Annotated in this window: 14 protein-coding genes and 1 pseudogene; 9 read left to right on the forward strand and 6 right to left on the reverse strand. The window is 64.5% G+C overall.

The window, feature by feature from the left end:
* Nucleotides 1–16 precede the first annotated feature (16 nt).
* The 6 genes from ACXZ1E_RS10355 to ACXZ1E_RS10380 form a co-directional block, all read right to left on the reverse strand.
* Nucleotides 17–919 carry an IS982 family transposase gene (locus ACXZ1E_RS10355; RefSeq protein WP_458040430.1) on the reverse strand — a complete coding sequence of 301 codons (903 nt, stop codon included), beginning with the start codon at nt 917–919 and terminating at the stop codon, nt 17–19.
* Nucleotides 920–982: 63 nt separating this feature from the next.
* Entirely contained in the window at nt 983–1180 is a 198-nt protein-coding gene (locus ACXZ1E_RS10360; RefSeq protein ID WP_458040431.1) for a hypothetical protein, read from the reverse strand.
* On the reverse strand, nt 1177–2616 hold the full coding sequence (locus ACXZ1E_RS10365; protein WP_458040432.1) for a hypothetical protein: 1440 nt from the start codon (nt 2614–2616) through the stop codon (nt 1177–1179). The genes ACXZ1E_RS10360 and ACXZ1E_RS10365 overlap by 4 nt, the downstream gene beginning before the upstream one ends.
* A gap of 5 nt (nt 2617–2621) precedes the next feature.
* Entirely contained in the window at nt 2622–2924 is a 303-nt protein-coding gene (locus ACXZ1E_RS10370) for a hypothetical protein (RefSeq protein ID WP_458040433.1), read from the reverse strand.
* A 23-nt stretch (nt 2925–2947) separates the two neighbouring features.
* A complete protein-coding gene (locus ACXZ1E_RS10375) occupies nt 2948–3571 on the reverse strand; it encodes a M23 family metallopeptidase (RefSeq protein ID WP_458040434.1) in 624 nt (207 codons plus the stop codon).
* 1 nt (nt 3572) lies between these two features.
* Nucleotides 3573–4325, reverse strand: coding sequence for a hypothetical protein (locus ACXZ1E_RS10380; protein WP_458040435.1), 753 nt, complete (start codon nt 4323–4325; stop codon nt 3573–3575).
* A 349-nt stretch (nt 4326–4674) separates the two neighbouring features.
* Between ACXZ1E_RS10380 and ACXZ1E_RS10385 the strand changes: the two genes are divergently transcribed.
* From ACXZ1E_RS10385 to ACXZ1E_RS10425, 9 genes and pseudogenes are all read left to right on the forward strand, one after another.
* Nucleotides 4675–5025 carry an ArsR/SmtB family transcription factor gene (locus ACXZ1E_RS10385; RefSeq protein ID WP_458040436.1) on the forward strand — a complete coding sequence of 117 codons (351 nt, stop codon included), beginning with the start codon at nt 4675–4677 and terminating at the stop codon, nt 5023–5025.
* Nucleotides 5026–5139: 114 nt separating this feature from the next.
* Complete coding sequence (locus ACXZ1E_RS10390; protein WP_458040437.1) at nt 5140–5745, forward strand: hypothetical protein; 606 nt, start codon at nt 5140–5142, stop codon at nt 5743–5745.
* A gap of 313 nt (nt 5746–6058) precedes the next feature.
* Nucleotides 6059–6535, forward strand: a pseudogene (locus tag ACXZ1E_RS10395) (copper resistance CopC family protein); the annotation flags it as partial.
* On the forward strand, nt 6532–7071 hold the full coding sequence (locus ACXZ1E_RS10400; RefSeq protein ID WP_458040439.1) for a copper chaperone PCu(A)C: 540 nt from the start codon (nt 6532–6534) through the stop codon (nt 7069–7071). The pseudogene ACXZ1E_RS10395 and the gene ACXZ1E_RS10400, both read left to right, overlap by 4 nt.
* Before the next feature lie 2 nt (nt 7072–7073).
* On the forward strand, nt 7074–8312 hold the full coding sequence (locus ACXZ1E_RS10405; RefSeq protein WP_458040440.1) for a Dyp-type peroxidase: 1239 nt from the start codon (nt 7074–7076) through the stop codon (nt 8310–8312).
* Between the two features lie 23 nt (nt 8313–8335).
* A complete protein-coding gene (locus ACXZ1E_RS10410) occupies nt 8336–8716 on the forward strand; it encodes an ArsR/SmtB family transcription factor (RefSeq protein WP_458040441.1) in 381 nt (126 codons plus the stop codon).
* On the forward strand, nt 8713–9948 hold the full coding sequence (locus ACXZ1E_RS10415; protein WP_458040442.1) for an MFS transporter: 1236 nt from the start codon (nt 8713–8715) through the stop codon (nt 9946–9948). Before ACXZ1E_RS10410 ends, ACXZ1E_RS10415 begins: the two co-directional genes overlap by 4 nt.
* Nucleotides 9949–10113: 165 nt before the next feature.
* On the forward strand, nt 10114–11547 hold the full coding sequence (locus ACXZ1E_RS10420; RefSeq protein WP_458040443.1) for a hemolysin family protein: 1434 nt from the start codon (nt 10114–10116) through the stop codon (nt 11545–11547).
* Nucleotides 11544–12563, forward strand: coding sequence for a CNNM domain-containing protein (locus ACXZ1E_RS10425; protein WP_458040444.1), 1020 nt, complete (start codon nt 11544–11546; stop codon nt 12561–12563). The genes ACXZ1E_RS10420 and ACXZ1E_RS10425 overlap by 4 nt, the downstream gene beginning before the upstream one ends.
* Nucleotides 12564–12593: the final 30 nt, after the last annotated feature.

Consider the following 12593-nt stretch of genomic DNA (forward strand, 5'->3'; position numbering starts at 1 on the left):
AGTGAGTCCGTTTGGTTCAGTGGTCGTAGGCGATGAGGGAGCGTTTGGCGGGGGCGTTGGTGAGCCAGTTGTGCCAGATGCCGGCGGCGAGGGCGAGGAGTCTTGCGGCGACGCGGGAGTAGACGCCTGCGGGGGTTCTGCCGCCGTGGTCTTCGAGGGTGAGTTGGCCTTTGAGGGTGTCGAACACGGACTCGACCCATTGTCGGATGCTGCCGAGTTTCCCGAACCTGGGGGTCTCGTCTTTGCGGTCGGGGCGGATCAGGTGCGCGCCGAGTTCGTTGGTGACGAAGTCCTCGAACTGCTTCCCAGCGAAGCCTTTGTCGCCAACGATGACCTGTCCAGGCTGGATGAGGTGTCTGTCGTGGTCGAGCATCGCTTGGGTGGCTTCGCGTTCACCGATCTTCGGGCTCGCGAGTCCCCAGATCACGGGCATTCCGTCGGGAGTGCAGATCAGATAGAGCCGGAAGCCCCAGAAGTATCGGGAGTGGGATGCGCAGTATCCGTAGTCGGCGTGCCCGGCGAGGTCTGAGCGTTTCACGGTCTCCCGCGATTTCCCGCACGGTAACGGGGTCGAGTCCACCAGCCGGGTGACCTCACCCCAGGACGGGGTGTCACGGGCCAGCTCGGTGATCACCGCAGAGAGAAGCCCGGTGGATTGGCGGACGCGTTTGCCCCACCCGGACTGGCCGGGCAGGTTCGGGAACATGCCCTTCAGGTGAGCGTGCGCGTATCGGATCCATTTCCGATCCGACGCGATCCCGAGCAGGTGTTGCGCGACCAGCAGGCAGAGCAATTCCGCGTCGTTGAGGGCGGGTTTGCGGCCCGGGTGGTGATCGCGGGTGAAGCCGATCGCGGGCAGGATCCGGTCATCGAGGTGGACGTAGAGTGTGATCAGGAGGGTGTTGAGTTCAGTTTTCACACACCGGGGTTAACACCCTCCGCCTGCGATTAACAGCATCCACGCCGACCCAGCCAAACGGACTCACTCATCTAGGGGGAGATAGATGGGTGCTGCGTACAGGATGCCCGCGGGACCGAACCCATTGACACCGATGAGCAGGACAAGGGCGGCTGCGGCGACGAATCCGATCTGCCACGGGTCGAGCCCGAGCACGATCCCTTGGCGCGAACGACGGGGGAGTCGGACTGGGCGTGCGTGGTCCGTCGTGGTAGAAGTCACGGTGTGCTCCTCGCGGGTCGAGACGCGGCTGGCGTCGGGGGCGTGGAAGAAGCGGACGTTGTCGCCGGCTTCGGTGGGGTCGAGCCGGAAGCACCTGAACCAGCGGGGGAGATTGGTCCGGATGTCGGCCGCGAGGCACTGCTCTTCGGGGTGGCGGCGGATGCGCCGGTGATGCCAGCGCGGCCACGGGTCGATCCGGGCGAGACACCTGCTGGCGCACTACCGAGGCGAGAAGGAAGACGCGAGGCGCTCCGCGCCGCGTTGGCACCCATGCGGCCGGCCTGACCGCCGAGTCGTGAACCCAACGAGTCAGCGGCCACGGCACCCGTGAAAGTGAAGAGGCCGAAGACCGCAAAGGGCGCGAACGCGACCAGAACGAGGCCGATGAGCAGAGGCCAAGATTGAGGGTCCCAAATCGTGCGAACAGTCGAAAGCCCGTTGATGATCAACGCGAGGAATCCGATCGTGAGTGGCCCGGTGAGGAGCAGAACGACGACCGCGCTGAGGTAGCGAACCACCCACTGCGGTCCGATTCCGCGAACCGGGAAGATCATCCACGCGACGGGCCCGACCATGATGAGGACGGCGAGGGCGAGGTTTCGGAATGCGAAGACCAGAGTGAGAAGCACGGTCGCGACCATCAGAAGGCCGTGGATGAGGAATGCGAAGAAGTAGTTAGCGTGACCGCCTGCCCACATCACGCTCTGGAGAGTGGAGATGAGGGCGAAGTCTCCGTCGCGGGTCAGGATGTACATCGCCATGTCGTCCACGGCGTTGACGACATGCCCGGTGAGCCAGAGAGTGATCGGGACGGCGGGGATCGCGATGAAGGACCGGATGATTGCACCGACGAGTTGCTCGCGGTCCCGCGCGACGATGGCCGCTGCGATTGCCCAGATCATTGCTGCGAAGACGACCGCGAGCACGGCCCAGTTCCAGAAGGACCATTCCTCGACAGCCGCTGCCCACAGGGTGCTTGAGGTGTCAAACCGTATATTCGAAGCGAGAACGAAAAGTCCGCCTGTCGTTGCCAGAGCCATCCCGCGGCCCGCGTTCTCGAAGCTGACGCAGACGAGATCACCCACACTGCAGTCGTAGCCGACCGTGAGTTCTTTGCCGCCGGCATCCTTCAGTTGCTGGTGGTGTCCTTCGTAGGTCGTGCAGACCATCGCGTTCTCGCCCGCGACCAGCACGCCCGTGAAGCATCGCTGCGCTTTGATGTCAGCGGCATTTTCGGGGGTGCAACTGACCTGATCGGTCTCTCTCGAGCAGGTCACCGGGAACGCCGGCGCAGACCACGTTTGACCCGTGACGGGCGTTGCCGTGACCACCCGCATGGTGGGCTTCGTTTCGTCTGTTGCGTGTGCAGGCTCGGCGATGCCCACAACGGCGCCAGCGAGCAGCGCGCCGAGGAGAAACATCCCGAGCCGACGCATGGAGGTCAGAATCCGAAGTCGAAGTTGACGAACCAGGCGAACAGGCCGCTCGCGGCGCCCAGGATGGCGGCAGCGATGAAGATCCAGGCGATGTTCTCGCCCGCCCACGACCGCACGCGGTCCGGGGCGAGTCCGCGGAACGCGAGGGCGGCGCCCGCGATGACGAGCATGATGAAGACAACGATCATTGCGCCCGCGAGAATGTAGGACGCGATCACTTGGAAGCCCTGAAAGAAGGGCGCCGAGAAGTCGGGTTGGATTTCGGGCACGTCCACGTCGAGCGGGACGAGTAGGTCGTTGAGTGGCATCCGGTCTCCTTGGTGATTGTTGGTCAGGCGAGGGGAAGACCGCGGGCGGCCATGAATGCAGCGGGGTCGAGGCGGGCGCCGTCGATGCGCAGTTCGAAGTGGAGGTGGCATCCCCAGGAGAGGCCTGTGGTTCCTTCGGCTCCCAGGCGTGTGCCGGCCGTCACTTGCTCAGCTTTCTCGACGGCGATCGAGCCCCACTCGAGGTGGGCGTAGATCGTTTCGATGCCGTCGCCGTGGTCGATCACAACGCTGTTGCCGAACTGGCCCATGCTTCCGGCGGTTGTGACGGTGCCAGGACCAGCAGCGAATATCGACGCACCGCATCCCTGCGACATGTCATAGCCCTTATGGTCTGCGGGGCAGTACGAGCATCCCTTTACTGGGTGGAAGCCGTACCCGCGTCCTTTTGTGTAGCCGCCCGCGAGGGGGTAACCCCAATCGCCGACGACGACTGGTGTGCTTCCGTCGATCGTTCCGGGCTGCGCTGCGGGTGCACCGTGCGCTGCGATGGCAAGGGGAAGCGCAACGAGCGGAGTGACGATGGCCCCGCCCGCCAGGGCTACCGCAAGCACCGCGAGCAGAACCAGACGGCGCAACGTCTTTGACCGCGCGACGATACCGGCGGCAACGACTGAGGGATGCGGCATGTCAACTGCCGTCCGCGCCGAAGAAGCGGACGACCTTGCAATCGCCAACCTGCTGCGCCGAGCCGGGGGCCGGGATTGACTCGCCACCGCACAGCACCTGCACGCGGACTCGCGCAGTCTGCTCGTAGCTCGTCTCCTGCGCCCCCTCTGTCACCGAGGTGAAAGTGAGTACGACGTCTGCTTCCCCTATGAACATGTCCGCAGCAGGGTTCTCGGGCACGGGCGAGTAGGTGATCTCGTCCAACACGGCTCCCTCGACTCGGCCGTCTTCGGCCGCCAGCGAGTTCCACATGTCTTCGGGGAGAACGACGGATTGCCGAAGTTCCAGGCGGGCCTGATCGAGTTGGGGTTGGCGGTCTGTTTGTGAGGTGTACCGAGTGTCGGGCGTGAACCAGGTGTCGAGATAGGCCAGCCACTCGTCACGTGTCGCGCGGGTCGTGTCGAACGTCGCGGCGGCCGAGAGCGCCCCACGGATGTAGACCTCTTCGTCGCGGGTGATGGGCTCGGGTGTCCAACCTTGCGCCGTGACGCTCTCATCGACAACCGACGTATCCGTGGGCTCGACGGTTGGCTGGGCGGACGGGGTGGCGCTTGTGGTCGTGCTGGTGGGTGGGTTGGGCAGTCCAGCATCGGGCGTTGTTCCGTTGATGATCGCCATGGCCACGAGCGCTGCGATGCCGGCAACGAGGACAAGTCCTCCGGCGATTGCCCAAGGCAGGCCGCTCCAGCGGCGTGGTGTCGTCGGCGTCGTCATGGCGCTGCCCTCCCTGCTGATCGTGAGCAGTGGAGCGAGACGCGACGTTGGGGCCAGCTCGAGCTGCCTTTCCGGCATCCTATGCAGGTGCGAAAAAATCGGAAAGGGTGAGGTGTCAGATTACGGCGTACCAGTAGCGAGGAGGCGTTGGCCGTGGATGTCGGGGCGCATACGAATCGCGATTCGCAGAATATCCCTTGCAATCGGCCCTTGTCTGTAGGGCTTATGGGGGACATGCCGCCGCCTTGACCAGTTCGTGGCTGGTTTCTGTTCGCCTCGACGGTTGACATATCTGGATACTACAGCGATACACTCGCAATGTGAATCACTAAATTACCCAGTTTGCCGAGTGCTCGCGCAGCCGGTGCGCCACAATGGTCAGGTGCCCAAATACGCCCGCCCTCGTCATAGCGAGCATGCGGAGGACCCCATCAAAGCCCTTGGCAACATGGTGCGCGCGGGCATCATCGGTTTCCTCCGGACCAACGGTCCGGCCACCCGTGCTGAGATCTCCCGCGCGCTAGAGATTCCGGTGCCAACGGTGGCGAAGTCGCTCGCCGCTCTGATGACTTCAGGTTTGCTGATCTCGGACCCACCGATGGACGAGGTGCGGCAGGGGCAGCGTGTTCGGTACCAAGTGGACGACGCTGCGGTCAGTGACATGTACCTGCAGCTGGGGCAGGCGATCGGCGAACTCTAGACAACCCTCTTACCGACTGAGCGAGACCATACTCACTGGCTAACTGGTTGTTGCGCCAGAACCCGGTCTTGTTGTCCGTCCCCTCCCCGGCCTGTCGTCCAGCACAATGGATGCATGCGTGCATCACGGGCCTCTCGAGTCCGTCGTGGCGCGCTCGCGGCCGCCATTGCGACGTTCGCGGCGTTGATGTCTCATGTCGCGGCCGGGGGTGTGCCGCCCGGTTGGGTGGGGATCGCTGTCCCCTTCGCGATCTCGCTCTTGATTTGCACGGCTGTCGCAGGCCGGCGCGTGTCTCTGGTTCGCATGTCGTTGTCTGTTGCGGTGAGCCAGGTGATGTTCCACTCCCTGTTCGTGTTGGGAAGCGGTGGCGAGCCGGTGGTCAGCGGCGGCGCCCATCACCACGGGATGGCCCAGGCAGTGCTCGCCGTGGGCGGTGCAGAGCACGTCCACGCCTCGCCCGCGATGTGGGTTGGTCACGCGGTCGCTGGCGTCGTCACCATCGCCGCGCTCTATTCGGGTTCGCGGATGCTGCGATACGCCTACGGCATCGTGGCGCAGGTGGGTTGCTGGCTGCGCAGCCTCTGGGTGGATCCGAGTCTGCCGGTTGTCCGCCGCGAATGGTTCCGACTGTGCCCGATCGAGCGTGCTCCGTTCGCGCCCCCAGCATTCTCTGAGAACTCCGTATCCCGCCGCGGCCCGCCGCGTTTCGTCCTCATCTGATCTGAATTCTCGACCACCCCCTCTTGGTGCTAGCGCGCTGTTGCGCGCATTCCCTTGGTGGTTGCTAGCGCGCTGTTGCGCGCATTCCGTTTGACGACGTCCGGCTCGGACTGCGTTTTCGAGCCGTCTCGAAAAGGTGATGCCTTATGTCCCATTGGTACCGATTACTTCTCGTCTCCGCTTCTGCCGCATTGGCAGTTGCGCTTGTGACGACGCCCACCGCGCCAGCTAGCGCGCATGAGAGCTTGGGGTCGAGCTCTCCTAGCGAGGACGAGCAACTTGAAACAGCGCCCCAGCAGATCGGCTTGTTTTCAACGCCGACATCCTGACGATGGGCGCTGACGTGCTGGTCGTGGATGAAAGCGGAAAGGACTGGGTGTCTGGGGACCTGACGATCACTGGAACTACCCTGACCGCTCCTCTCGCGCCCGACATGCCGGACGCCGGCTATCAAGTGCGGTGGCGGGTGGTGTCCGGCGACGGTCACCCGATCAGTTCGGTCATTCCATTCACTGTCGGGGATGGAGAGCCATACGTATCGGCGACTCCCAGCCCCGAGGTCAGCTTCCAGGCCGATGCCGATGCCGATGCCGAGGTGGAAGCTACCGCGGACCGGGATCAGGCGCCCGAGCTGTGGCAGCTGGCCCTTCTTGGTATCGGGGGCGCGGCTGGTGCAGTCCTCCTCTTCGTACTTTTTTCTTTCCTCAATCGTCGTCGGCGCGCCCGGTCCGACGACGAAACTCGACGGCCCATGGAGTCGTCGGACAACTTTGAAAGGCACGATTCATGAACACTCGTAACCGCACGCTCCTCGCAGTCCTGACCGCTGCTCTCGCTGCCACTCTCGTCGGATGCTCGTCCACAGAACCCGAGGTATCGAACGTCCCCGCCACCGCGTCGAGCGTCGTCACGATCGAAGACGCCTGGGTCAAGTCGGCGGACTCCGGGATGACCGCCGGCTTCGGGATGCTCCGCAACAGTGGCACCGACGATGTGACGGTGACCTCTGTGTCTACGGACGTCGCCGCTTCGGCAGAGTTGCACGAAACCGTCGTGGATGATGCCGGCGCGATGGTGATGAGGCAGATCGAAGGCGGCTTCACGCTTCCCGCAGGCGAGTCCTTCCCGCTGGAGCCTGCCGCGAACCACCTGATGATGATGGACCTGACCGGCGCTCTCGTCGCGGGTGACGAAGTTCCGTTCGTGTTGGAGTTTGCTGACGGATCGTCGCTGGACTTCACGGCGGTCGTGAAGGACTACTCCGGAGCGAACGAGGAGTACGTGGGCGACGACATGGGCGACATGGACATGGGCGGCGACGAGTAACGATGGCTTCCGACCGGAAAACTGATTCCGGCCGCCCTGCCTCGAACAGCCGGCGACAGTTCCTCCTTGGAGGGGCTGTCGCCGGCCTCGGGGCCGCGGCCACCATCGGCGGCACCTACGCCATCACGAACAACCGCGACTCGGGCGAATCGGTGCCGGTTGAAGTGCCGGTCATGAACGGCAGCCGGACCGTGCCGTTCTACGGGGCGCATCAGGCGGGAATCGACACACCCGCGCAAGCGCACAGCACCTTCCTGGCGTTAGATCTCCGTCCGGAGGTGGATCGTGGACGCCTTCGGGCACTCATGCAGCTCCTCACCGACGATGCCGCACGTCTCACGCAGGGCCAGCCCGCCCTTGCCGATACGGAGCCGGAGCTCGCCCTTACTCCGGCACGGTTGACCGTGACGTTCGGGTTCGGACCGGAGTTCGTGCGGCGTGCCTCGGTCGCCGCTCCCGGCTGGCTCGGACCGTTGCCGGCATTCTCGATCGACCGTCTTGAAGATCGGTATTCGCACGGCGACCTCCTCATCCAGGTTGCCGCGGACGAGCCGATCAGCGTGGCCCACGCGTCGCGCATGCTGTTGAAGGATGCGCGGGCATTTACGACGGTGCGGTGGAGCCAGTCAGGGTTTCGGCGCGCGTACGGCACGGCCACAGAGGGCACCGCGATGCGGAACCTCTTCGGACAAGTTGACGAGACGGTCAACCCCGAGCCTGGGACGACCGACTTCGAGGCCGTGGTGTGGTCGAACGAACGCTGGCTCGCCGCCGGAACAGGGCTCGTTGTGCGGCGCATAGCGATGAACCTCGACACCTGGGACGAACTGGACAGACCCGGGCGTGAGCAATCGGTCGGACGCCGACTATCCAATGGCGCGCCACTGACCGGCTCCCGAGAGCACGACGAGCCCAATTTCGAAGCGGTCACCGCGATCGGCTTCCCCGTCATTCCCGAGTTCTCCCACATGCGTCGAGCCCGATCGGACAACCCGAACGAACGGATCTTCCGCCGCTCGTATAACTACGACGACACACCCGCAGGCGAGCAGGTGTCGAACTCTGGGTTGATCTTCGCCAGCTACCAAGCGGATGTCGCAAGCCAATTCGTGCCGATTCAACGGCGCTTGGACGAGCTCGATCTCCTCAATCAGTGGACGACCCCGATCGGGTCTGCGGTTTTCGCCGTGCCACCCGGGTGTGCTGAGAACTCGTTCATCGGGGCCGGGATCTTGGCCTGAACAAGAAGGGTTAGTATCTAAGCATGCATGCAGATACTAATGCTGAGCGGCTGAGTGCGGATAGTGAGTACGTGGACGTCGCGGTCGAGGTGTTCCGGCTGCTGTCCGATGCGACCCGGGTGCGGATTCTTCTGGCGTTGCGGGACGGCGAGTTGTCGGTGAACCGCATCGCGGAGGTCGTCGACCGGTCGGGCCCCGCGGTGTCTCAGCATTTGGCGAAGTTACGGTGGGCGCGGCTGGTTCGGGTCCGGCAAGACGGCAACCGTGCCTACTACTCGCTCGTCGACGAGCACGCCATCCGGGTCGTGCGGGAGGCACTGCTGCAGGCCGAGCACTCCGTGGATGACGCTCCTGCACACCACGAAAGCGGCAATCCCCAGTCGGTCGAGGACGAGCAGGGGTGAGCGGGGGACTCTCGTCCGTTCTCCGCAACCGCGACTATCGACGCCTCTTTGCGGCGCAGGTGATCGCACTGCTGGGCACGGGCATGTTGACGGTGGCGTTGGGGCTGCTCGCCTTCGACCTGGCGGGGGCCGATGCTGGGGCGGTGGTCGGAACAGCGCTCACGATCAAGATGGTCGCGTACGTGACCGTTGCCCCGATCGTGGCGGCCGCGGTGGACCGTCTTCCACGTAAGGCTGTTCTGATCGGTGCTGATGTGGTGCGCGCTGCGATGGCGTTGAGTTTGCCGTTCGTGACCGAGACATGGCAGATCTACGTCATCATCTTCGTTCTGCAGTCGGCGTCGGCGACCTTCACGCCGGCTTTCCAGTCCACGATCCCGAGCATCCTCACCGATGAACGCGACTACACCAAGGCGCTGTCCCTCTCGCGGCTCGCGTATGACCTCGAAGCGATCGTCAGCCCGATCGTCGCCGCGGCACTGCTTACCGTCATCAGTTACAACAATCTGTTCGTCGGGACCGTGGCGGGCTTCACGATCTCGGCGGTGCTTGTTGCGCTCACGGCGATTCCGCCTCGTGTCGTGAGCACCGCGACGTTGTCGTTCTGGCGGCGCACGAGCGAGGGCGTCCGGGTATTCGCCCGCACCCAGAGTCTCCGCTTCCTCCTTCTGATGAACGTCGTCGTTGCGGGCGCGACCGCGCTGGTGCTGGTCAACAGCGTTGTGTATGTGAAGAGCCTGTTTGCCCTCGACGACAGCGCCCTCGCACTCACCTACGCCGCTTACGGGATCGGGTCGTTGCTCGTTGCCCTGAACACGCCGCGCATCGTCGACAGGATCGGTGTCACCCGCACCATGACCGCCGGCGCAGCGACGATCGCGTTCGGGTTAGTCGCGGCCGTGGTCTGCACGATCGTCGCGACGAGCGGAACGGATGTCTGGGGCGTGCTGCTCGTCGTATGGGGGTTCCTCGGCGCCGGAACATCTCTCGTCAACACGCCCTCAGCCCGGCTCCTGCTCGCTGCGTCCACGGAACAGAACCGCAACCTCGTCTACACCGCGCAGTTCTCGCTCTCCCACGCATGCTTCCTCATCACTTACCCGATCGCTGGTTGGTTGGGCGCGGCAAATCTGACCGCCGCGGCGATCGTGCTGCTCCTTATCGTCGTGGGTGCCGGAGTGCCGGCGATCGGCGTCGGGCGTCGAATCCGTTCTGCCGTAGACGCGCACTGACCCGTTGCAGGGTCCGCGCTGCGATCGAGAGCGTGTGATCTCACGTATCGTTGTTTCATCTGCTAATGACCCACGAGAGAGAAACCCCGTGAGCCACCGTCGTACCTCCCCTGACCAGGAGGGTCGATCACCCGGCCCCCTCAATCTTCGAGGGGGTGAAATTCGATGCTCGAGGCAGCACTGACCCTGCTGGTGGGCGTCATCGTGACCTTGGCGATCATCGTCGCGTGCGGCTTCTTCGTCGCGCAAGAGTTCGCCTATATGTCCGTGGACCGCTCGCGGATGGCGGCGCTCGCGGAGAAGGGCGACGCGCAAGCGAAGCGCGTGCTCGCGATCACCAAGCGCACCTCTTTCATGCTCTCGGGCGCGCAACTCGGCATCACCGTCACCGGCCTGTTGATCGGTTACGTCGCGGAACCGCTGATCGGTGTATCCCTCGGCACTCTGCTGGGCGGTGTCGGGATCGACCCGGCGGTATCGATCCTGGTCGGCACGATCGGCGCCCTGCTGCTCGCCACGATCGTGACGATGATCTTCGGTGAGCTCTACCCGAAGAACCTCGCCATCGCGAACCCCGAGCCCCTGGCCCGCGCGCTCGCGATGCCGACGCGGATCTATCTGTTGACGTTCGGATGGCTGATCACGGTCTTCGACGTCGCGGCGAACGCGCTGCTGCGTCTGCTGCGGATCGAGCCACTGGAAGATGTCGACGAAAGCGCCACCGCGCGCGACCTCGAGGCCATCATCGAAGAGTCCCGCGTAAGTGGCGACCTGCCGGATGACCTGTCGATGATCATCGACCGCATCCTCGACTTCCCACAGCGCGACGTGGAGCACGCCATGGTTCCGCGCTCACGCATCGACTCGATCTCACCCGACACCACGATCGGCGCGGTGCGGGCACTCATGGCGACCGGACACACACGCTATCCGGTCATCGGCGAAGAAGACGACCCCGTGGGCGTCGTCGAGCTCATCGACCTTCTCCGCAACAAGCACAACAACGACGCGCCCGTCTCAACGGTCATGCGCGACGCAGTCGTGATCCCCACGACGATGCAGCTGCCGGTCGCACTCCAGCGGATGCGCCAAACCCGCAACGAACTGGCCTGCGTCGTAGACGAGTACGGCAACTTCGACGGCATCCTCACCATCGAAGACCTGACCGAGGAAGTCATCGGCGAGATCTCGGATGAGCACGACATGGATGTCCACGAAGTCGTGAACGTGGGGGACGATCACTGGACCCTGCCGGGTGACGTGCACCTCGACGAGGTCGAGCGCTTGATCGGTCATGACCTCCCGCGCGGCGACGCCGAGACTATCGCGGGCTTGATCATCACCGAGTACGGCGATCTTCTCCCCGAGGGTGGGACGGTTCGGATCACCTTGCCGGAGAAACCGGGCGAGACAGTCCAGGGCCTGCATATCGAGCGTTGGCTCGATATAGAGGTCATTGAAGTCGAACGCCATGTGCCCTCGCGGCTTGTCGTGAGGCTTCGCGAAGTCGACCGCGACATCGCGGAGGGCACCGCGGAGGGGGACGGCGAACGTGCCGTCACCCCGGTCGAAGTTCGCGACGAGGAGGCGACCCGATGAGCTGGTGGATGGTCACGATCATCACGACCGCCCTGATCCTCGCGAGCGCGTTCTTCGTCATCGTCGAATTCGCGCTGCTCGCCGCGAGGCGGCACCGACTCGAGCAGGAAGCCGACCACAGTGCGTCTGCCCGCGCGGCACTGCGCGGGATGAACGAGCTCACGGTCATGCTGGCCTTCGCCCAGCTCGGCATCACCGCCTGCACATTCTTGCTCGGTGCCATCACCAAACCCGCGATCGACTACGCCCTCGCGCCGGTGCTCGAGCAATGGGGTCTGCCCTCCTTGCTCTCGGGAGTGATCGCGTTCATGCTCGCGCTCATCGTCGTGACCTTCCTGCACCTCGTGATCGGTGAGATGGCGCCAAAGTCGTGGGCGATCGCGCACCCTGAGGTCGCTGCGAAGGCGACGGGCATCACCGCTCGGGCGCTGACGTGGCCGCTGCGACCGTTCCTGTTGTGGATCAACCAGATCGCCAACCGTCTCGTCAAGGCGTCCGGTGTCGAGCCCGTCGAGAAGGCGGCCGCGGGCGGACAGGATGCTGACACCATCCGCGAACTCGTTGCGCACTCTCGTGCGGCCGGCACCCTGGATCTGCAGTACTCCGAACCCATCGCGCGAGCGATCGCGCTCGGCACACTCACCGTCGGCGATATCGTCCGCACCGACAGAGTGCCGACCTACGTGCCGCTGACCGCGACCGCGGCCGACATCCAGGAGGTCGCGGCCTCGTCCGGGCATCTGCGCATTCTCGTTGGAACCGGTGCCGGTTCGCGGGTGGCCCACGTTCGTGACACCTTGGCGGTCGACCTCGCGACACCCGCTGTCGACATCGCTCGGGACGCCCTCGTCACGACTCCCGATGCGTCGGCGTACGACACGCTCGCGCGGATGAGGTACGGACGTGTGCAGCTCGCGACCGTGGTGGACGGCGACCGCCTGTTGGGTATCGTGACGATGGATGACCTGCTGAGCGAAGTGCTCCCGGGGCCGACGGTCGTTGTGGCGGTATCGTGACGGCACGCTCGCGGCGAGCACTTCCAGGTC

This window comes from Pacificispira sp. HM-600, assembly GCF_977993705.1.